Origin of the sequence: Pseudomonas parafulva, assembly GCF_002021815.1 — a bacterium.
In the GTDB taxonomy this organism is placed as follows: Bacteria; Pseudomonadota; Gammaproteobacteria; order Pseudomonadales; family Pseudomonadaceae; genus Aquipseudomonas; species Aquipseudomonas parafulva_B.
Genome location: NZ_CP019952.1, coordinates 2,508,416 through 2,528,404 on the forward strand (window position 1 = coordinate 2,508,416; position 19,989 = coordinate 2,528,404).

18 protein-coding genes are annotated in these 19,989 nt (G+C 63.4%); 3 read left to right on the forward strand and 15 right to left on the reverse strand.

Going from position 1 to position 19,989, the window contains the following annotated elements; genetic code table 11:
* Positions 1 to 25: 25 nt before the first annotated feature.
* The 11 genes from B2J77_RS11185 to B2J77_RS11235 form a co-directional block, all read right to left on the reverse strand.
* On the reverse strand, positions 26 to 784 hold the full coding sequence (locus B2J77_RS11185) for a WecB/TagA/CpsF family glycosyltransferase (protein WP_078478659.1): 759 nt from the start codon (positions 782 to 784) through the stop codon (positions 26 to 28).
* Entirely contained in the window at positions 784 to 1,971 is a 1,188-nt protein-coding gene (locus B2J77_RS11190; protein WP_078478660.1) for a glycosyltransferase family 2 protein, read from the reverse strand. The genes B2J77_RS11185 and B2J77_RS11190 overlap by 1 nt, the downstream gene beginning before the upstream one ends.
* Positions 1,968 to 3,170: a glycosyltransferase gene (locus B2J77_RS11195; RefSeq protein ID WP_078478661.1), complete on the reverse strand. Its 1,203-nt coding sequence runs from the start codon at positions 3,168 to 3,170 to the stop codon at positions 1,968 to 1,970. Before B2J77_RS11195 ends, B2J77_RS11190 begins: the two co-directional genes overlap by 4 nt.
* A 49-nt stretch (positions 3,171 to 3,219) precedes the next feature.
* A complete protein-coding gene (locus B2J77_RS11200) occupies positions 3,220 to 4,224 on the reverse strand; it encodes a DUF535 family protein (RefSeq protein WP_078478662.1) in 1,005 nt (334 codons plus the stop codon).
* Positions 4,225 to 4,233: 9 nt separating this feature from the next.
* Positions 4,234 to 5,220, reverse strand: coding sequence for a glycosyltransferase family 2 protein (locus B2J77_RS11205; protein ID WP_228385141.1), 987 nt, complete (start codon positions 5,218 to 5,220; stop codon positions 4,234 to 4,236).
* Positions 5,217 to 5,741: a serine O-acetyltransferase gene (locus tag B2J77_RS11210; protein ID WP_058639225.1), complete on the reverse strand. Its 525-nt coding sequence runs from the start codon at positions 5,739 to 5,741 to the stop codon at positions 5,217 to 5,219. Before B2J77_RS11210 ends, B2J77_RS11205 begins: the two co-directional genes overlap by 4 nt.
* A gap of 6 nt (positions 5,742 to 5,747) precedes the next feature.
* Positions 5,748 to 6,701, reverse strand: coding sequence for a glycosyltransferase family 2 protein (locus tag B2J77_RS11215; protein WP_058639224.1), 954 nt, complete (start codon positions 6,699 to 6,701; stop codon positions 5,748 to 5,750).
* Positions 6,694 to 7,311 carry an acyltransferase gene (locus B2J77_RS11220; RefSeq protein ID WP_058639223.1) on the reverse strand — a complete coding sequence of 206 codons (618 nt, stop codon included), beginning with the start codon at positions 7,309 to 7,311 and terminating at the stop codon, positions 6,694 to 6,696. Before B2J77_RS11220 ends, B2J77_RS11215 begins: the two co-directional genes overlap by 8 nt.
* A gap of 104 nt (positions 7,312 to 7,415) precedes the next feature.
* Positions 7,416 to 8,882 (reverse strand): FAD-dependent oxidoreductase, encoded by a 1,467-nt coding sequence (locus B2J77_RS11225; protein WP_078478663.1) that lies wholly within the window; start codon positions 8,880 to 8,882, stop codon positions 7,416 to 7,418.
* Positions 8,879 to 9,091, reverse strand: a complete 213-nt coding sequence (locus B2J77_RS11230; protein ID WP_078479425.1) for a twin-arginine translocation signal domain-containing protein — start codon at positions 9,089 to 9,091, stop codon at positions 8,879 to 8,881. Before B2J77_RS11230 ends, B2J77_RS11225 begins: the two co-directional genes overlap by 4 nt.
* Positions 9,092 to 9,131: 40 nt before the next feature.
* The gene (locus B2J77_RS11235; protein WP_078478664.1) at positions 9,132 to 10,508 is read right to left on the reverse strand and encodes an oligosaccharide flippase family protein; all 1,377 of its coding nucleotides are present in this window, start codon (positions 10,506 to 10,508) and stop codon (positions 9,132 to 9,134) included.
* A gap of 95 nt (positions 10,509 to 10,603) precedes the next feature.
* Between B2J77_RS11235 and B2J77_RS11240 the strand changes: the two genes are divergently transcribed.
* From B2J77_RS11240 to galE, 3 genes are all read left to right on the forward strand, one after another.
* A complete protein-coding gene (locus tag B2J77_RS11240; protein ID WP_058639220.1) occupies positions 10,604 to 12,139 on the forward strand; it encodes an O-antigen ligase family protein in 1,536 nt (511 codons plus the stop codon).
* Positions 12,136 to 14,733, forward strand: a complete 2,598-nt coding sequence (locus B2J77_RS11245; protein WP_078478665.1) for a cellulase family glycosylhydrolase — start codon at positions 12,136 to 12,138, stop codon at positions 14,731 to 14,733. Before B2J77_RS11240 ends, B2J77_RS11245 begins: the two co-directional genes overlap by 4 nt.
* A gap of 106 nt (positions 14,734 to 14,839) precedes the next feature.
* Positions 14,840 to 15,817: a UDP-glucose 4-epimerase GalE gene (gene galE / locus B2J77_RS11250; RefSeq protein WP_058639218.1), complete on the forward strand. Its 978-nt coding sequence runs from the start codon at positions 14,840 to 14,842 to the stop codon at positions 15,815 to 15,817.
* Positions 15,818 to 15,857: 40 nt separating this feature from the next.
* On the opposite strand, the gene B2J77_RS11255 is transcribed toward galE, so the two are convergent.
* The 4 genes from B2J77_RS11255 to B2J77_RS11270 are packed head-to-tail and all read right to left on the reverse strand — an operon-like array spanning position 15,858 to position 19,955.
* Positions 15,858 to 16,664, reverse strand: a complete 807-nt coding sequence (locus tag B2J77_RS11255; protein ID WP_058604641.1) for a CpsD/CapB family tyrosine-protein kinase — start codon at positions 16,662 to 16,664, stop codon at positions 15,858 to 15,860.
* Between the two features lie 10 nt (positions 16,665 to 16,674).
* Positions 16,675 to 18,237 (reverse strand): GumC family protein, encoded by a 1,563-nt coding sequence (locus B2J77_RS11260; RefSeq protein WP_078478666.1) that lies wholly within the window; start codon positions 18,235 to 18,237, stop codon positions 16,675 to 16,677.
* 19 nt (positions 18,238 to 18,256) lie between these two features.
* Positions 18,257 to 19,372: a hypothetical protein gene (locus B2J77_RS11265; RefSeq protein ID WP_058639216.1), complete on the reverse strand. Its 1,116-nt coding sequence runs from the start codon at positions 19,370 to 19,372 to the stop codon at positions 18,257 to 18,259.
* Positions 19,373 to 19,397: 25 nt separating this feature from the next.
* On the reverse strand, positions 19,398 to 19,955 hold the full coding sequence (locus tag B2J77_RS11270) for a polysaccharide biosynthesis/export family protein (RefSeq protein ID WP_058604644.1): 558 nt from the start codon (positions 19,953 to 19,955) through the stop codon (positions 19,398 to 19,400).
* Positions 19,956 to 19,989 lie beyond the last annotated feature (34 nt).

Here is a 19,989-nt window from a genome sequence, read left to right on the forward strand (position 1 = left end):
AACTTCGGGCGACCGCGCCATGTCGTCAGCCGCCAGGATGCAGCGCTCGCCCTGCCCGGGCGAACCGCCGGGCGCGTAACAGGAACAGCGGGTTGCCCACCACGTAGCGCATGAACAGCCGCCGGGGCTCGCACAGCAAGCGGTACAGCCACTCTGCACCCAGCCGCCTGACCCAGGCCGGTGCGCGATGGACCTTGCCGCCCATGAAGTCCAACACGGCGCCGCCGCAAACGATCGTGCACACAAGGCCCGTGCCTTTGAGCGCAGCCGCCACGGCCTCCTGCTTGGGCATGCCCATGCCTAGCAGGATCAGATCCGGCCGATGCTCGGTCGCCAGGTGCAGGTACGTCGACACGTCGGCGAAGCCGTCATGCACCGAAACCGGCGTGACGCCATAGGTGGCAACGCAGCACTGAACAGCCTGCCCCAGATAAGGCTGGCGGGTGCCCCAGAAGGCCACGCGGCGGCCTGCGTAGGCGTGCACCAGCCGAGGAATGAAATCCGTCCCGTTCATGTTCAACCCTGGCGCCAACCCCAGCTGACGGTACAGCATCGCCATGCCCGAGCCATCGCGCAGCAGCACATCGGCGCCCAGCAGCGCCTCGCCATAGGCGTCATCGCGAACGATCAGGTTCATGGCATGGGCATTGACGAAGCCCAGCACGGTCGGGGCTACAGGGGCAGCCAAGGCGTGCAGCAGGCGCTCAGCAGCCTCGCTATCCTCGACCACCTGCAGCTGGTCGATCACCGCGTGCCACCGTGCTGGCCACTGCTTTGCGGCCATCAATCGTCCTCCCGGCGGGAGCGCACCCACTCCACCTGGCGCTTGATCAGAAAGCCCACGTAAACCGGCACCTTGCGCAAGGCGTAGAACGGCGCATACAGCAGCACCGAGAACGGGATCACGTCGCGGCAGAATCGTGCCCAGGCCAGCAGCACGGCAAGCGCCAGTAGCAGCAACGCACTCAGCGCCATCCAGGCAGGTGTCGCCACGTCTGCTACGGCGTAGGCCACCCAGGTAAGGGCGTTGAGCCCCAGCAACATCAGGACCAGCAGGGCCAGCGGAGGCACCAGCACGTCCAGCGTCAAACCGGCCAAGGCCACGTTGCGCTGGCTGAAGGCAGCCCAGGCGCGACGGGGCGCATCGGCCAGCATCAGCCCCAGGTGCCCGTGCTCCCAACGCGTGCGCTGGCTGTTAAGGCCTTGCTCACTGGTCGGGAACTGACTGGTGACCAGCGCCTGCGGGCAGAACAACGGCGGCGTGCCCCGCTGGCAGAGGTCAAGGCCCAATTTCACGTCTTCGACCAGATGCCCGTTGGCCAGGTCCACGGCGGCCAAGTCCTGCCACGGGAACGCCATGCCCGAGCCCATGAGCTGGCAGGGCAAGCCCACCCGTGCCCAGCCACGGGGCCGGACCAGGTTCTTGACCCGCCAGGCGAACTCGGCCACCTGCACCTTGAGACCGGCACCTGCCAGCGCCTTCATGAGGTACAGCGCCTGCACCGGCCGGCCGCTCTGCGCGCAGCGAAGGGCCAGTTGTTCGAGCGCCCCTTGCTCAGCACGGCAATCGGCATCGACGATGATCACCACCTGGGGCGGGTCGGCGGCCAGGTGACGCATACCGAAGTCCAGCGCATAGCCTTTACCCCGGCGCAAGGCATCCTGACGCACAACCACTTCAGCACCGCCCTCCTCGGCCCGTCGCGCTGTGTCGTCGCTGCAGTTGTCGGCCACGACCAGCAGGCGGTCACCGGCTTGCAGTTGCGGCACCAGGCTCGCGAGCGTGGCGGCGATGATGCTGGCCTCGTCATGGGCCGGGACCAGCACGGCAACCTGCGGGCGCGCCCGGGCAGCGACGGGTTGCGCACGAGCGGGAAGGTAGGCCAGCAACACCTGCCCCAGCAGCACCAGCACCGGAACCGAGACTAGGAGCGCCAGCCCCCCCAGTAAGAACGTCAATACAGTGATCATGCCGTTGCCTTGAAATACTCGGCCAGCCGGGCCGCCTCAGTGTCCACATCATGCCGCTCCAACACCCGCGCATGGCCGGCTGCGCCCATCCGCTGCAACGCCTCGACCGGCTGCCGGAGGCAGTCAGCCATGGCTTCGGTCAATTGTTCGACGTCCCCCGCTGGCACCAGCCAGCCGTTCTCGCCAGGGCGCACCAGTTCGGGGATACCTGCCACATAGGTGCTCAGCACAGGACGACGCAGCGCCATGGCCTCCATCAAGACCACGGGCAACCCTTCGGCGAAGCTGGGCAGCACCAAGGCACGCGCCGCAAGCATGTGCTCGCGCACCTGCTCACTGCCGATCCAGCCGGTGATGCATACCTGTTGCTGCAAGCCATGATGGGCGATCAACCGCTCTATCTCGCCACGCATCTCGCCATCACCGGCCAGCACCAGTTCGAAGGCGATGGAACGCGCCGCCAGCCGGGACGCGGCCTCCAGCAGCAGTAACTGGCCTTTCTGCTCGCACAGGCGGCCCACGCAAACCAGTCTCGGGGCCTGGGGTATCGCCACGCTGGGCACCTCATGAAACGCGCGTTCCAGACCGCAATGCACCACCTTGACCTTCGGCCAGTTGGCGTGGGCCACCCAGCGATATAGCTGGCTGCGTCCGTAGGCACTGACAGCCGCTACGAACGCTGCACGGTCGACCTTGTCGCCCAGGTGCAGGAACTGCGGCTTGTCGAACTCCTCCGGTCCGTGGACGGTGAAACTGAACGGCGGCCCACCCAGTGCGTGGACAAGCATGACGACTTCAGCGGAGTTGGTGCCAAAGTGGGCATGAACGTGGGAGGCTCCGCTTTGCTGCAGCCAGAGCAGTACCTGGCAGGCTTCAGCCAGGTATACCAGGTGATACGGCCAGGCGCGGTCCGCCCTGTATCCCATGCGCAAGGCCAGGCTCAGGGTTTGGCAGAAACGCCGTGGTTGTGCCCGCAGCACGCGCCAGAGCGGTTTGAGCAAACCCGCCAGCCCATGCTGCAGCACATACACCGTTTTGGCTTTCTCGCAGACATCCTCAGGGTCCTGCAACTGGGCGTCCCATCCGCGCAGGGCAATGCGCTGAACCGTAATGCCCAGGCGTTCAATCGCCAGGATTTCGCGCCGTATGAAACTGTGACTCACCTTCGGGTACTGATTGACGAAGTAAGCAATACGCATACGAATCCAGATCCAAACCCGCTTGATGACACACCACGCCCGACAAGCCTTATGTACGGCCTTCTGTCAGGGGCGGAGCGTCCACTGCCGATGCATGCCCAGCGCATGCATCCCCTTGTAGTTCTTGTAGTTCATGGTTGCCGGCAGCGCCTGCCAAAGCCTTGTGCATGCGCGTGAAAACACTGTCGAGCAAAGCTTGCCGGCGGCGGTACATCGCCCGTTTCTTGGCGGGAATGTCCGATTCGGCGCGCTGTGCAGCCACCAGGGGTAGCTCGAAAAAACCGTTGCAGGGCGTCGGCTGGCCGCCGTGCTCCTGCCAGATAGCATCGTAGTCGGCTGCCAGTTCACGGGCGGTGTCGGCGCCAAAATAGGGATGACGGTGGTGCCTGCAGCCGTCGCTGACGGCCAGTATGCGATCGACCGAGAGCGAGCGGGCCAGGCACTTGAGCGCTTCGAGCACCAGGCTGCGCGGGCGCAGGCCTTCGAAATGCTTGGTCAGGTCGCGGTAGATGCCCAAGGACGTTTCACTGTCGATACCTTTGTGGATGCCTTGCACGGCGCCGATGAAAAGCGTCAACCTGTTCCCGTCGTTACACAGGGTGAAGGCCAGTGACGCGACCCGCAGCTCGCCCTGAAACAGGTTCAGGACCAACTCGCCTTCGCGCTTGAACCAGATCGGCCGGTCCAGCACCAGGCTGCAGGCCGGTGAATGGTCCCCCAAATCGCACAACACGCGGCGCTCATCGCGGCCTGTGATCAGCAGCACCGGCGCTTTAGCAGTCACCACTTCGAAATGCGAGGCCACGGTGTCGAGCCGTTGGGCCACGTTCCAGCCGCTGCTGATGTAGGGCCATTGCACCATGCCCAGCGCGTCGTCCCCTACGCGCTGCCGCCATTGGGGGCCCAGTGCAGTCCTCATGCGCCCCATGAAATGCTCGAGCGCGTGGCGATGGCTCACCATCAGCACGGCCAGCGCGTACTTGCTCTTCAAGGCTCGCGGGGTGAAACCGGGTTGCAACGTCGATAGGCTGCTCACGAGGCGGACAAGCATCATGGGGTCATCTCACTTGTACTCGATCAGCGCTGATTTGCCGGGCAACAGCCGCTGGCGCCAGAATTTCAGTTGCCCCACTGCCTCTGGGAATTTGCCCAGGACCAGAAACAAGGCCTGCAACCTGCGTTGCCGGGGCGCCAGGCCGCCGCGCCTGGCCAACCGCAGGACTTGCAGTGGGTACAGCAGCAAGAGCGCCAGCCCCCCTGCCCCGAACAGCAGGCATGCCGCCAGTGTCAGCAGCGGGATCCCCAGCCCCCAGACCCAGGCACGGCGGGACTCACGCACCCAGTGCCGCTCGGGTGCAGCACCATGCAACCAGGCGCCTTCGGCATAGGCGTAGCCGGCGCGCATGCTGCGTCGCCACCATTGGCCGAAGCGCGTCATGGCTGCATCGTGCAGGGTCATTTCGGCGTCCAGGCGCCATATTTTCCAGCCCGCGGCTCGCAAACGTACACACAGCTCCGGCTCCTCGCCGGCAATCAGCCCCGCCCGGAAGCCGCCTACGCTGGCGAATGCCTGGGCACGCATCAATGCGTCACCGCCACAGGCCTCGGCTTGGCCAACCGGGGTGTCCCACTCCAGGTCGCACAACTGGTTGTAGACGCTATGCTGGGCAAAGCGCTCACGCCGCCGCCCGCAAACAACCGCAACCTCGGCGTGCTGTTGCAAGAAGGCGTGGGCAGTGGGCAGCCACTGGGCGTCGATCTCGCAGTCGCCATCAACGAACTGCACCATGTCCAGACCAGGCTGCAACTGGTGCAGCCTGGCGAAGCCTTCGTTGCGCGCGCGGGCGGCAGTGAATGGGATACACAAGTCCAGGGCCAGGACGTGTACACCCAACTGATGCGCGAGCTGAACCGAGCCATCGGTGGAGCCGGAATCCACGTACACCACCGTATTGACACGGGTCACCAGCGCGCGCAGGCAGCGCGCCAGGCGCTGGCCTTCGTTGCGGCCAATCACCACGACGCCAATGCTCTCCAGGTGTGCGCTCACGGCATCACCTGCGTCGCAGGGCTGCGCCTGGGCTTGACCACCGCCGGCACGCCCACGGCAATGCTGTTGTCCGGCACATCGACCAGCACGACGGCATTAGCGCCAATCACCACATTGTTGCCAATGCGTATATCGCCCAGAATCTTGGCGCCGGTACCAATGTCCACATTGTTACCGAACACGGGCGCCACAGGCCGATCGACCTGCTTGAGCCCCACCACCACGCCGTTGCGAATGCGACAGTCGTCACCGAACCGGGCGTAGCCGCTGACGATGATGCCGCCGAAGTGATCGATGACGAAATTGCGACCCACCAACGCCTCGCAAGGCAGTTCGACCCCGGTCAGGATCTGTACCAGTTTGAACAACACCTTGTAGACCAGCGAACAGAGCTTGCGCAGTGGCGCAGGCTTTACGCCATAGCGCCAGCGACCGAACCGGTAGACCAACATCACCCAGAACCCCTGGGCTCCCCAGTCGCCACCGTGGGCCCGCAGATCGGCACGAATATTCTCGAACATGGCGCGCTACCTTGTCGGCTGGGTGGCGTAGCGGGTTTTGAACAGCAATGCCCACGTGGTGCGGCTATGCAGCCAGCAGGCCTTCAAGGCCTCCCGCCCGCGCCGCTTGATCATTGCCTTGAGCGCCAGTATCACGTCACCCAGGCTCACCAGCCCCATATGCAGGGCAAGGCCCGCGCGGCCGTGGTGCTTGCGAAAGTACAGCAGCTCGCTTTCGATCTGATACGTGGAGATCTGTCGGCTCGCGGCTTCGAGCTGGGCCACCGACTTGGAGCTCTCGCCGCCGATATGCACCACCGTGGTGTGCGGGTAAAACACCACCTTCCAGCCCGCGGCCTTGACGCGCTTGCAGTGGTCGACCTCTTCGTAATACAGAAAGAAACGGGGGTCGAACAGCCCCACCTGGTCAAGGACTTCGCGGCGCACCAGGTAGAAACATCCAGGCAGCCAATCGCATTCGCGCACCGAGCCATGGTCCCAGCTCATGTCGTCGACGCGCTGTACGCCGGGGACGAAGCGTTCGAGCCCGGTGCGGGCGAGAAACACGTTGAGCGGCGTCGGAAAATACCGGCAGCTCGGTTGCAGGCTGCCATCGCGACCTTCGAGCCGAACACCGAGCACGCCACATTCCGGATGCGCCTGCATGTAGTCCAGCGTTTTGTGCAGCGCGTCCTGGGCGATGAAAGCATCAGTGTTGAGCAGCAGGGCGTACTGGCCTTGCAGGTGCGCCAGTAACTGGTTGTTGGCACGACCAAACCCTACGTTCTTCGGGTTGCTCAGCACCACTGCCTGAGGGCAGACCTGGGTCAGGCGTGCAAGTGAGTCATCGGCCGAGGCGTTGTCCACCACCAGGTAGCGCGCCAGATGCTCACTGTCGGCGCTGCGCAAGGCATCGAACATGGGCTGCAGCAAACCGGCCGTGTTGAAATTGACCACCATCACATCCACCGGCTTAGCCATTGTCGCTGTCCCCGAAGAAGTACTGGCGCCGCTGGGCCATCAGCATGGGCTCCACCTGCGGGTCGAAGGCGCCCTTGCGCTGCTTGACGATGTCGATCCAGGGATAGGCTTCGCAGCGGGCTTCCACCCGTTTGATCAGCGCGTCGGTGGTGCAGATGAAGGCCGCGGGGTTACCCCCGTAGACAGTGCCAGGCGGCACGTCCTTGGTCACCACGGCCCCGGCGGCCACGACGGAGTCCGGGCCGATGGTCACGCGTGGCATGACGATTGCGCCGTGACCGATGAAACAGTTGTCCTTGATGTCGATGAAGCCGACCGAGTCCAGGTGCTTGCCGAAGCGGTGCTCGATCAGCAGCACGACGCCGTCATGGCCGATGAGGGTGCAATCGGACAAGCCCACGCTGTTGCCGATGCGCACCAGCGATGGATCGGTCACGTTGCAACCCTGGTTGATGTAGACGTTGGTGCCCACGGAGTGAAAACCGCCCCAGCGGGCCAGGTACTCGCCCCATTCCAGCCCCGCAGGGTTGCACATCTTCTTGTACAAACCGCGTGCCCGCCCCGTGCGGTGGGCATACTGCATTACGGCTCTGCGTATCCATCCCATCATGCTGCCTGGCCTCGCAATCGATGCAACCTGAGTTATCCCTGGGCGCCGCCGGTCTCATTCTTGTGTGTGCTGACCGCCGCACCCCTTTTCCTAAAGCGGGTGGATCACGCCGCGGCGCTCCTCTGGGCGCTCATGCGGGCATCGAGGTGTTCGGCCAGGCGCACGGCGAATTGCAACAGTGGCATGGTCGGGTTGGAGGCACCGCCGGTGGCGAAGATGCTGCTGCCGGCTGCATACAGGTTGTCGGTGCCGAACACCTTGCAGTCGCGGTCCACCACGCCATGACGGGCGTCGGCGGCCATGCGCGTGGTGCCCATGTGGTGGGCGTGCGGCGACAGCCTGAGCGGTACCGAGGTGTCGTAGACGAAGTCGTTGAGTTTGACGAACCCCAGGTTCTGCTTGGCCCACTGGGTCGCAAGCTCGGTGCCGATGCACTTGATCGTGTGCCGGTCCTGCTCGTCGAGTACCCAGTTGACGTTGACCTTGGCCACGCCCAGCGCATCCTTCTCGTCGAGCAAGGAGATCCGGCTGTGCAGGCTTGGGAACTGTTCGATCATGGTGCTGATGATGCCATCGCCTGGGCAGCTGAAGCTGGCGACGAAGGCCACCTTGCTGGCCACGCCCATGTCACAGGCCAAGGTTTCCAAAAAGTACTTGACCTCGGCGGTACGCCCGTAGGTTTGCACATCGGCCAGCAGGGCCGCGCGCACATTGCCCTTGCCGATCTTGAAATGCTCGATGAAGGCGTCGGTGGTGTAGTACTCGCGCGGATCGGGATCAAGCCCCGACTTGAGGATGAACGTGCCCATGTCGATGTTCAGGTGCTCCATGAAGCACCGGCCCACCAAGCCGTCCTTGCTGATCACCCCGGCCGCTGCCAGGGAGGTGCTGTTGAGCAGTTGCCGCGCGTTCTCGATGGCGCCTGCGGCGAGGATGAACTGCCGCGCGACCTGACGCTGGCGGTTGCCGGCGTAGTCTGACAGCAGCACCGCTGCCAGCCGACCAGAGGCGGGGTCGAATTCCAGGTCTACGCAGTTGCAATTGATGAACACGTCCAGCCCTGGGGTTTGTTCCAGGGCGGTGGCGTACTTTTGGGCAAATCGGGTTGGGGTACTGAGCAGGAAGCGGTCCGGTTCGAACTCGTCGCCGTCCAGGCCCGTGTTGATGGCGTGAAAGTCCGCACCGGCGGGCAAATCGACGATGTCCATGGCGGCGGGCAGGTAGCGCGCGATTTCGGCGTAGGCAATGGGCCAGCCTGGCAGGTCGCCTGGCGGAGCGATGGAAAAATCGGACGGGGTAAAGGGTCGGCAGCGGCCTGCCCAATGGTTTGAAGTACCGCCCAGGTAACGCAGCCGGGTCTGTTCGGCATACAGTTGCAGCCCACTGGAGGTGCAGGCGTACAGCTCCTGAGAGCGAGGTGCATAGTCATGCCCACCCCCCTCTGCCAGCAACACGCTCCAGCCAGCCGCCGCCAGGCGCAACCCAAGCGTGATGCCGGCCGGGCCGGCGCCGATGATGCACACGTCGTAGCTGTCGCGCAGCGTCTTGTGTTCCTGAAAATCGGTGATCATGCCGACGGGCTCTTGAAATACTGGGACGGCAATACCCAGCCATTGATGACCACGAACGCCTCGCTGGTGTCAGCGGTGTGCCGTGGCAGCGTTTGGCCGGCGACCGCCGTCATCGGACCCAGCACGGCGCCTGTCGCCCCTACCACCGCGCACCCCTTGAGAAACTCCCTGCGACCTACCTGTGACGCACACACGCTCTGCTTGCCCATGATCACCTGGCCATCCTCACAAAATTCCGACAGGTAGCGCTCAGATCCACTCGAACAACGCGGTCAGCCCAGCCCCGCACAGCGCCCCGGCCACAAGGGCCGGCAACACTGCAAGCTCGCGCTTGAGGCTGAACATACCCAGTTTGCTGTTCACGTAAACGATCAACACCAGTGTGGGCAGCGTGTGCAGGGCAACGCCCCAGATCGCCCAGTCCACCCCACCGAAATACAGCAGTACCGGCAGCAACCCCCACAACGACACCAGGCGGATGATGTTGTCCATGGCCTGGTACTTGGTCAGCCCCAAGGCGATCCAGACCTGATGGGCCAATGTATAGCGCAATGTGAAGAAGGACAGCGAGAGAATTGCGAGCATCGGCCCTGCTTCACGGTACCGCTCGTCGTACATCCAGCCAATCAGCAGCGGGCTGGCGGTCAGAAACCCCCCGCAGGTGAACAGCACCAGCAGGTCCACCAACAGCCGGAAACGGTGATACAGGGCCACCAGACGTTCGCGATCGTCAGCACGCGCTGCCTCGCTGAACGCTGGCAGCGCCACGGCGCCGACCACCTTCATAATGGCCATCTGCACCGCACCGAGGATCAACACGGCGATGGAGTACACCCCCAGCTGCGCCGCCGTCATGCTGGCACCGAACCAGATACGGTCACCATACATGGCCAGCACCCCGACCATCGAAGACAGCAGGATCCAGCGCCCGAACACGATCAGCTCGTTCAGGGCGGCGCGGTCCCAGTGCAGGCGGTTGCCAGGGCCTTCCAGCGCAGTGTGGCCCAGTACCGTCCAGGCCAGGGCAGACACCAGGCCAGCGCTGACCAGCGCCCAGATGGAATGGGTCAGGTAGCCCACCACAAGCATTACCAGCAGACCCGCGACTTGGGACGCCAGGTCGACCAGCACCACGCGCTTTTGTTGGAAGGTTCGCACTGCCACGTCTATCTTGGTGGACTGAAAACCCCAGATCACGGCAGACAGGCCGGTGATGGCCAGTACCGCCGGCAACACGGGTGCTGCATACGTCGCGTCCGCAGGCCATAGCTCAGCCACCTGCGCCAGCCACGCGCCCAGGGCCAGAAGCAAGGTCAAGGCGAACAGGATGAAGCCGCGAATGATCTGCACGGTCCAGGCCGTGTTGAGGAAAACGGGGTCGTCACCCCGGTGGCTCTGGATGATGTTCTGGCGCAGGCCAACATCGGAGAGCAAGTGAAGCAGTACCGAAACCGTGGTGGCGATGACCATGACCCCGAACATCTCCGGGACCAGGATACGCGCCATGATCAGGTTGCCGCCCAGGCGCATCAGTTGGGAAGCCACTTGCGAGACCAGGTTCCATGAACCCGCCCGCAAGGCCCGCGAGCGCAGGCTCGGGGTGGCTGACACCTCAATCGACGGCATGGGTTCAATCTCTGACTGAATGGCTAAAAGTCACTATAGTTTCAATTAGCCATGATGCTAGCCGTGGCCCACCGAAAGGAAGGTGTAAATAGCTGATGCCTGAACATTTTCGCGCGTTGATCGTCATCCTGTTCCTGGCCAGCGTGGTATTCGTGCTGGCTCGGCGTCCTGCCACCGACCTGATCCCGCTGCGCGATTTCAAGCGCCGGCGCAACCTGTGGTTTTTGCTGACGGTACTGGCGTTCGTCTCCCACAGCTTCTGGCTGTACCTGGCGGCAGGCGGGCTTATCCTGTACCTGGCCGGGCGCCGTGAGCATAACCCCATGGCGCTGTTCTACCTGCTGCTGTTCCTGATCCCACCGGCGGCGGCGCAGGTACCGGGGTTCGGCGTGGTCAACTACCTGGTCGACCTCAACCACATCCGCCTGTTGACGCTGTGCGTGCTGCTACCGGCCGCACTGACCCTGCGTCGGCAGCCGGACACGCTGCGCTTCGGCCGCACCTGGCCAGATCGACTGCTGGCAGCGAGCCTGGTGTTGATGAGTGTGCTCTACTTGCGCGAAACCACGCCCACCGACACCCTACGCCAGACGCTGTACCTGTATGTCGATGTGTTCCTGCCCTACTACGTGGCCAGCCGTGGGTTGCGCCAGGTCAGCGACTTCAAGGACGCGATGCTGGCCTTCGTGCTGGTCGGTTTCCTGCTGGCGTTGATCGGGGTCGCCGAGTACGTACGCCACTGGTTGCTGTACAGCGCCCTGATCGACGCCATGGGTGTGCCCTGGAGCCTGTCAGGCTACCTGAGCCGCGGCGGGGCCCTGCGGGCCAGCGTTACCACGGGCCAGGCCATCGTGCTGGGTTATGTGATGAGCGTCGCCATTGGTCTGTTCCTGTTCGTGCAAGGTTACCTGCGCCGTCCGTTGCACCGCTGGATGGGCGCGTTGTTGCTGGCTGCCGGTCTGTTCGCGCCGCTCTCACGCGGGCCCTGGATCGGCGCTGCGGTGATCGTGGTGGTGTTCGTGGCACTGGGCAGGGGTGCCGTGCGGCGCCTGGCCCTGCTGGCTACGGCGGGGGTGCTCGCACTGCCGCTGCTGGGCGTGATACCCGGTGGCGATAAAGTGCTGGACCTGCTGCCGTTCATTGGCAACCTTGAAAAAGAGAACATCACCTACCGCGAGCGGCTCATGGACAATGCCTGGATCGTCATTCAGCGCAATCCGTTGTTCGGCTCGTTCGATTTTCGCAACACGCCCGAAATGCAGTCGATGATCCAGGGAGAAGGCATCATCGATATCGTCAATTCCTACATCAATTTGGCCCTGCACGTCGGCTTGGTCGGGCTTGGATTGTTCGTGGCCTTTTTTGCCGTGGTGCTGCGCGGCCTCTACAAGGCTATGCGCAGCTTCGACGACAAGGATGACGAACGTCGCCAGCTTGGCCGGGTGTTGCTGGCGACATTGATCGGCATCCTGGTGATCATCTTCACCGTCAGCAGCATCACCTTCATCCCGGTGGTGTACTGGTCCATCGCCGGACTGGCTGTGGCCTACACCCACATGGTCCGCCGGCAGCACGCGCTCGCTACGCCCGCTTACGACATCCCCTCTGCGCAACCCAGGAGCCTTTCATGACCCTGTCTGCCATGCGTGCCCTGCTGAGCCTGGCCGCCCTGAGCGCCCTGGCCTTGCCCATCAACGTTCAGGCCGAGGCGTGGCAGGTCAGCATCGATGAGCAGAACGGCCTGCCGGTGGTAACACAGGGTGGCGGGCCGGTGATGAGCGCCAAGTTCGACTTCTGGGCGCAGGACTGGAGCTGGACGGGTTTCCAGACGGCCCTGAGCGTCGATGCCCCGGCGCGCTACACCTTGCAGGGGCAGAACAAGGATCTGGATTTCGAGCTCAAGGCGGCAATCACCCAGGTGCAACCGCAAACCCTGGCGTGGGACTTCGACCTTGATGCCCATAGCCGCCAGCGCGATGTGATAGGCGGGGGCATGGTGTTCCAGTTCGACCCGGCGCAGATCGCAGGGCCCATGGGTGCCCCGCAACTGCTGGCCGGTAACCGCGGGTGGTCCTGGGGCGGTGCCGAGCAGGGCCGGCGTGTAGAGATGCGTTTCGACCCACCCTTGGCCAAGGTCTACTTCGAGCGCGGCAACCCCTCGGAGCTGCGCGCCTTCTTCTACAAAGACGACATCGCCCCCGGCAAGCAACAGCTCAAGGCCACGCTGAACGTTACGGGGGACATCGCACTGGCGCCCACGCCAACCGAGCGCTTCGGCCTGGTGGACCCAAAGACCTGGCCACTGGACCAGTTGGACTGGCGCACATCACCGGTGGACCTGTCGTTTCTCAATGCGCAGCAAAAACCCGCCGGCAAACACGGCTTCGTCAAGGCGTCCGGTGAACAACTGGTGTTCGAGGACAGCACGCCCGTGCGGTTCTGGGGCACCAACCTGTCGGCCTACGCCCTGTTCAAGAGCCCTGACGAGGAGATTGTCCAGCAGGCCAAACGCCTGTCGGCGCTGGGCTTCAACCTTGTACGGCTGCACCATCACGACTCGCCCTGGGTGAGCCCCAATGTGTTTGGTGACGGTACGCTGGTACGCAACACCCAACAGGTGGACGCCGAGTCCATGCGCAAGCTTGACCTCTGGATCAAGGCGCTGAAGGACGAGGGCATCTACATCTGGCTGGACCTGCACGTGCAACGCGCCCTGACCACCCAGGACGGTATCGATGACTTTGGCGAACTGGCCAAGGGCGAAGCGCGGGTCGACCTGAAGGGCTACGCCTACGTCAACGCCAGCATCCAGCAGGCGATGAAACGCTTTGCCACTCAGTACCTAGGCCATGTAAATCCCCTGACAGGGCTGGCTTACAAAGATGACCCCGCCATCGCGGCTATCCTGCTCACCAACGAGAACGACATCACCCAGCACTACGGCAACGCCCTGCTCCCGGACAAGGACGTGCCCCGCCACAGTCAGCGTTACATGGCCGCTGCCAAGGCGTTCGCCAGCCAGCACGACCTGCCTGCGGACCTGACCTGGCGGGCCTGGCAGCCTGGCCCCTCCAAGCTGTTTCTCAACGACCTCGAGCAGCGCTTCAATGCCGACATGATCGCGCACCTGCGCGCCTTGGGGGTAAGAGTGCCGATCGCCACCACCAGCACCTGGGGAGGCAATGGGCTGAGTGCCCTGCCCGCCCTCACGGTGGGTGATGTCATCGATGCCCACAGCTACGGTGCCAGCGGCCAGCTGGAGAAGAACCCGCTGACCAGTGATGGTTTGATCGACTGGCTGGCCGCCGCCCAGGTCGTGGGCAAGCCGTTGACGGTCAGTGAATGGAACGCCGAGCCATTCCCGTTGCCTGACCGGCACTCCCTGCCGCTGTATATCGCCGGCACCGCCAGCCACCAGGGTTGGGACGCCATGCTGCAGTACGCCTACAGTCAACAGGCGTTCAACCCCGGCTGGCGCACGGCAGACAACTGGCATGCCTACAATGATCCGGCATTGCTTGCCACCCTGCCGGCTGCGGCGCTGATGTATCGGCGCGGGGACGTTCAACCCGCCAGTACCCACTACGTATTCGCGCCCAGCCCCGATACCTTGTTCAATCAGGAGATCACCCCGCGTACTTCGGCGCTGCTGCGCACGGCGGTAGGTCTGGGCCAGCTGCAGATCGCCTTGCCTGCCACGCCCGAGTTGCAATGGCTCAAACCTGCTGCCATCGCTGACGGAGCTACCGTGTTGCACGATCCTGCCCAGGCGTTGCTGCCGGCAGACGCGACTGAGTCGGTGAGCGATACCGGCGAGCTCAAGCGCAACTGGCAGTCGGGCCTCTACACCATCGACACGCCGCTCACCCAAGCGGTGACGGGCTGGCTGGGCGGGCGCACGATCACGTTGGCTGATGTCCAGGTGCAGGCAAGCACGCCCTACGCCAGTGTCGCCGTGCAAAGCCTTGACGGGGTCGTGCTAGGCCAGTCGCGCAGCATGCTGGTGTCCCTGGGCACACGAGCGGTGCCCCAGCCTGAGCAAAACACGCGCTTTCATGTCGAGCCGCTCAAGGCCGAGCTGAGCATCAAGGCGCCTGCTGGGTTGAAACTGTTCGCCCGCGATGCCCAGGCGCAGCTCAAACCACTGCCCGCCAGCTACCGAGATGGGCGTTATCACATCATCCTGGACGGCACCTACATGTCCAATTGGCTGTTCTTGAAATAGGGCAGATGGCCATCTACGCTCAGGGCACCTGTTAGCCGAGCATCCCGCCTGCATGTTCCAGGGACGGTTCACGGTGTCTGTCGACAGCGGCTTCGTGGAGGTGTGGATGAGGTACCTGGTGGTGGGGGGCTCGGGCTACATTGGCTCGCACATGGTCGGCTATCTGTTGGCTGCCGGGCATTCAGTGGTTGTAGCAGACCTGGTATCGCCAGGGCCGGGCGTTCAGTGGGCCCGATTGGATATCGCCGATGAAGCTGCGCTAAACGTGCTGTTCGGCATGTGCACGTTCGACGCGGTGTTTCATTTTGCCTCATTCATCCAGGTCGGCGAATCGGTCAGCGCACCGGGCAAGTATTACCAGAACAACGTCGCCGCTACCCTGTCGCTGCTGCAGGCGATGGTCAACGCAGGTATCAAGTGCCTGATTTTCTCCTCCACGGCGGCTGTGTATGGGGATCCGCAGTACGTGCCCATCGACGAGGCCCATCCCAAGTCGCCGATCAACCCGTATGGGCTGAGCAAGTGGATGGTGGAACAGATTCTTGAGGACTTCGATCGGGCCTATGGGCTCAAGTCGGTGTGCCTGCGCTATTTCAATGCCGCAGGCGCCGACCCGGCCGGGTTGCTCGGCGAGCGCCATGAGCCGGAGACACACCTGATCCCGCTAATCCTCCAGGCCGCCTCGGGCCGGCGCGAGGCAGTCACGGTGTTCGGCCGGGACTACCCCACCCCGGACGGCACGTGCATCCGCGATTACGTCCATGTGACTGATCTGGCCTGCGCCCATGCACTGGCCGTGGACTACCTGCTCGAAGGCGGTGAGCGTGCAGTGTTCAACCTGGGCAATGGCCAAGGGTTCTCGGTGCAGGAGGTCATTGATGCGGCCAGGACCGTGACGGGCCGCCCCATCACCGTGCTGGATGCACCGCGCCGCGCAGGCGACCCGCCTCGACTGGTGGCCGATGCCAGCAAGGCCATGCAGGTGCTGGGTTGGCGGCCTGTGCACGCGGAGCTGGAAGTGATCGTGGCCCACGCCTGGCAATGGGAGCGGCAGTACCCGTGGCCTGCGATGTCGTGGCGTTGAGCGTCTGCCGGGGCCTGCGTGGTGGCGCCCCTGCACGCGCTCAGTAGTAGGGCTGCGGTTTTTCGTCGGCCTTGTTCAGGACGGTGCCAATCAGGTTCGCCGTGCCCAGATGGTGCAGGCAGTCCTCGATCTCTTTTTTGGTGTTCATGCCGTTGGCCACCACCAACAGCACGCAGTCGAACGTGGGCAGCACGGTGATCGCATCGTCGGAGCTCAGCAGCGGTGGCAAGTCGAAGATGCAGATACGCGAGGCATAGCGATTGCGCAGGTCGCTGACCAGGTGGGTGACCTTGGGTGAGCACAATACTTCAGTCGACATGGGGACCGGCACCCGCGTCGGCAGTACGACGAAGCGAGGCAATGTCGGGTTCACCAGGCAATCCTGCAATGGCGCCTGGTCATCGAGAAACTCGTTCAACGAGCAGTCCATGGGTAGCCCCAGGCTTCTGCCGACGCGGGGGCGCCGCAGGTCGAAATCCACCAGCAAGGCCGTGCGGGTGGTGTAATGGGCAATGCTCATGGCCAGGTTGATAGCCAGTACTGTCTTGCCCGCTTCGGGGGTGGGGGACGTAATGGCCAGGGTACGCCAGCCATTTTCCTCCATGGTCCTGAGCACCTGGGTACGCAGCAGGTCAATGGGCCCGTTCATGCTGGAGTTCTTGTTGTAGGCAACGATGCGATGACGTTCCAAGTGGTCGGCCTTGAGCGCCACCACCTTGGTATTGACGTAGTCGAACTGCCCCGGGACTTCGGCAAGCGCGGTGCCCGGTGCCGGGGTCACGGCCTGGGGCGTACCTGGAGTGACCGGGTGAAGGGTATTGCCATAAGCCGGTGTATTCCTGTCCATCACTGCTTTCCTATGCAAACCTGGAAGTGAGCTTGAGCAACAGCACATCCAGCGGCATGTAGAAGAGGTGTACCAGCCCTACCAGGATAGCCACCAGACACAACGCTGCCAGAATCAGGCCGTTGCGCCAGCGCTTGCGCCTGGCCACGTCGGCGCGGGTGTCGATGTAAGGCAGCGCCACCAGTACGCGCCTGCCCAGCAGGTTCTCAAGGGCGCCCACGCCCCGCACCCGCTGGTTGAGCATCTCCAGCAACATGACCAGCGCCCCACCACCTGCCGGCGCCAGCACCAGCCCCAGTGCCGCGATTTTCTTGCGGTTGGGCTTGATAGGCTTTTCGGGCATCAAGGGCGGTTCGAGCAGTACGAAACGCTCGGCCTTGTTTTCCTGCTCGAGGCTCTCGGTGATCTTGGCGCCCATTTCCTTGGCCCGGATCTCCTCGTATTTCTTGCGCGCGTTGTCATGGTCGCGCATCAGCGTCACCAGGTCGCGCTCAACCTGCGGCGCTTCGAGAATCTCGGCTTCGTACCCTTCCATCTTGCGGGTCAATTCGCGCTTCTGCTCGGCCAACGAGGCAATACGCACCTGTGCGGCGCTCATCTTGGCCCTTACGCGTGCCGCATCCAGGCTCACCGTCGAGGCCACGCTACCGGTCTGGCCACTGGCCTCCAGCGCTTGAATCTTGCGTTTGACCGCGGCCACGTCGGGGTGCGCTTCCTTGTAGCGGGTCAACAAGCGGGCGTATTCGGCCTTCAGGCTGGCCAGGTCCTGAGGCTGATCCGCGCCGGCTGGACGCGCGCCCTCCCCGGTTTTGGTACCAAGGCCGGCATTGGCGGCGGACAGCTCAAGCTCCAGGTAGCGCAGTTCCTCCTGGGCCGCCTTGTAGTCGCGGTCTACCTCGCGGAACTCGAGCTCTGCCCGCGAAAGCATGTTCATGCGCAGCGTCTGATGCTCAGGCAACGCGTTGGCATGGGCCTGCTTGAAGTCGGCCAACTGGTTCTCCAGGCTGGCCAGCTCTGCCCCCAGCTTGTTCGCCTCCTGGGTCAGAAACTCGGTGGTCTCGTTGGCCCGCTCCGTGCGCTGCTTGAGGTTCTCATTGAGAAACAGTGTCACCAGTTCATCGGCGACTTCTTTGGTCAGCTCTGGTTGACGATGTTCGAAGGACACGTTGAAGGCCACCGTCGCCTCGCCGCGTCCACGCACGAACGTGGTCAACGTCTGGACCGCGATGGCGTTGCGCATCTGGTCGATCTTGTCGCTTTCGCTCAAGCGCTTGTCAGCAAACAGTCCGTACTTGTCGATGATGCGCAGTAGGTTTTCCCGCGTCATCACCCGCTGGCGAATAACCTCGATGCGCTCGTCGGCAAAGCTGGTGGTGTTGGTTGACACCAGTTCGGGTGAGATCTGCTGGGACTCCACCAGGATCGTGCCGGTGGACTGGTAGATCGGTGGCACCATCAACGCCACGGCGACGGTGGCGGCCAGGATGACGGCTGCGCTGCCCCCCAACACCACGGCCCGGTCCTTGATAATGGCGATGTAATCTCTGAGGGAGAGCTCGTAATCGGACTTCATGGGGCCACCTGCAAGCGGTTCAGATGTCGGGATAGCGGTATGTCAGGGTCAAGCCAACGATCGTGGCGGTCGCATCGCCGTCAAGGTCCTGCTTGCGCTCCTTGTAGGTCAGCGCCAGGCGCACGTCCCAATAGGGGGACAATTGGCGGCTGGCCCAGAGGCTGTAGATCTGCAAGGTATTGGGTATCTGGCCCTTACTGTCCTGCCAGGCGGCGTCGGCGCCTACCCGGGTCAACGGGTCGAGGGCATAGCTCCAGACCCCACGCACCTGATCGAGCTGGGCGAAGCCGCCTTGGGCACTGGCCACGGTGCTGCGCTCGACCGTCAGGCTGGCATCGCTGCGTGCCCCGGTGTACAGCAGCGCCACGCCGCCCTCCCCGCGCCGGCCCCCTTGGCTGCCCGACACCTTGTTGACGCCCAGGTGTGCATCGGCGCTCAGTGACTCGGAGAACTGGTACTTGATGCCCACCGCCGGGCTGTAGCTGTTGGAGGCCGTGGCGGTCAGGTCGTCATCGGGTTCATAACGCCGAGCACCGAAGCGGGTATAAACGTCGGCGCGCTCGCTCCAGGCATAAGTCCAGGTCAGGGTATTGGCCAGCTCGTCGTAGCCAGTGAGGCTGTTGATATCGTAACGGGCGCGGTTATAGGTCGTTTCGTTGCTCAGGGTACTGCGTTCGGTGATCGCCTGGCGCCAGTTACCCGTCAAGGTGTACAGCTTCTGCGTGCCATCGGTGGTGACTACGCCCGTATCGAGTACGGTCCCCGACAGCGTCGAGGTTTCGTTGTAGCGTGCTAGGAGCCCGAACTGCCCCCGTTCGGTGGTGCGTTGCCAGCCCAAGCTGATGTCCGGGTCTTCGCGGTCATCGACGACGTTGGTGTCGGATGAGCGCAGAATGTCCAGGCCCAGACCCAACCGGAGTTCATCTGGGCCGAAACTGCCGATCAGGGTGTAGTCAGGTGCGATCAGGGTACGTGTCACCCCTTTCTCGCCCGACGATAGCAACAGCGGGTTGCTGTCGTGTTCGACCGAAGTCGGTACCACCATCGTCGACTGCCAGGTAGCGGCCTGGGTTGAGTGCGCAAGCGGCAAGACCACAATTGCCGCGGCAATGCGTGTTGTTCTTGGAAGAGGCATCAAGTCTACTTATTAAAAGGCATGATCAAGGAACGACCAGTGTGTCACCGGCCTGAAGTTGGAAATTTGTAGACATGTCGCGGCCCGTCACCAGGTCCTTGTATCGCACGGGCAAGATTCGTTGGGACGTGCCGGTGCCACGCACGACCATTATTTCGCTTTCATCGGCAAACTTGTCCAACCCACCCGACATGCTCAACGCCTGCAGCACGGCCGTGGGGCCTGACATTTGCACAGGGCCGGGCTTTATGACCTTGCCTTGGACATACACCAAGTTGCCCGCGTTACTCTTGACCACCACGCTGACGTTCGGGTCGGGCAGGAACTTTTCAAGTTTGCTGGCCACTTGTTTTTCAACCGAGGCCACATCCAGCCCTGCAACATCTATGCGGCCCGCCAGTGGGAACGTGATGCTGCCATCGGGGAGCACGGTTGCCTCCTGCTTGAGGCTGTCCTCCTGCCAGACCGAAACCATCACCACATCGCCGGGATTGAGGCGATAGGCCGATTCCGAGGGCGCGGCAGCGCACTGACCCGACCACATTGCAACAAGGCCAACGACGGCGAACAATGAACGCACCATGAGGGTCCCTCCGGCCAAATGGCCCGACTAGAGC

Coding starts and splice junctions, on each gene's coding strand:
- B2J77_RS11220 (WP_058639223.1), bottom strand. CDS start 7,311: ATGATGGGATGGATACGCAGAGCCGTAATGCAGTATGCCCACCGCACG.
- B2J77_RS11235 (WP_078478664.1), bottom strand. CDS start 10,508: ATGCCGTCGATTGAGGTGTCAGCCACCCCGAGCCTGCGCTCGCGGGCC.
- B2J77_RS11215 (WP_058639224.1), bottom strand. CDS start 6,701: ATGGCTAAGCCGGTGGATGTGATGGTGGTCAATTTCAACACGGCCGGT.
- B2J77_RS11265 (WP_058639216.1), bottom strand. CDS start 19,372: ATGCCTCTTCCAAGAACAACACGCATTGCCGCGGCAATTGTGGTCTTG.
- B2J77_RS11210 (WP_058639225.1), bottom strand. CDS start 5,741: ATGTTCGAGAATATTCGTGCCGATCTGCGGGCCCACGGTGGCGACTGG.
- B2J77_RS11260 (WP_078478666.1), bottom strand. CDS start 18,237: ATGAAGTCCGATTACGAGCTCTCCCTCAGAGATTACATCGCCATTATC.
- B2J77_RS11255 (WP_058604641.1), bottom strand. CDS start 16,664: ATGGACAGGAATACACCGGCTTATGGCAATACCCTTCACCCGGTCACT.
- B2J77_RS11230 (WP_078479425.1), bottom strand. CDS start 9,091: ATGGGCAAGCAGAGCGTGTGTGCGTCACAGGTAGGTCGCAGGGAGTTT.
- B2J77_RS11200 (WP_078478662.1), bottom strand. CDS start 4,224: ATGATGCTTGTCCGCCTCGTGAGCAGCCTATCGACGTTGCAACCCGGT.
- galE (WP_058639218.1), top strand. CDS start 14,840: ATGAGGTACCTGGTGGTGGGGGGCTCGGGCTACATTGGCTCGCACATG.
- B2J77_RS11190 (WP_078478660.1), bottom strand. CDS start 1,971: ATGATCACTGTATTGACGTTCTTACTGGGGGGGCTGGCGCTCCTAGTC.
- B2J77_RS11270 (WP_058604644.1), bottom strand. CDS start 19,955: ATGGTGCGTTCATTGTTCGCCGTCGTTGGCCTTGTTGCAATGTGGTCG.
- B2J77_RS11185 (WP_078478659.1), bottom strand. CDS start 784: ATGGCCGCAAAGCAGTGGCCAGCACGGTGGCACGCGGTGATCGACCAG.
- B2J77_RS11240 (WP_058639220.1), top strand. CDS start 10,604: ATGCCTGAACATTTTCGCGCGTTGATCGTCATCCTGTTCCTGGCCAGC.
- B2J77_RS11195 (WP_078478661.1), bottom strand. CDS start 3,170: ATGCGTATTGCTTACTTCGTCAATCAGTACCCGAAGGTGAGTCACAGT.
- B2J77_RS11225 (WP_078478663.1), bottom strand. CDS start 8,882: ATGATCACCGATTTTCAGGAACACAAGACGCTGCGCGACAGCTACGAC.
- B2J77_RS11245 (WP_078478665.1), top strand. CDS start 12,136: ATGACCCTGTCTGCCATGCGTGCCCTGCTGAGCCTGGCCGCCCTGAGC.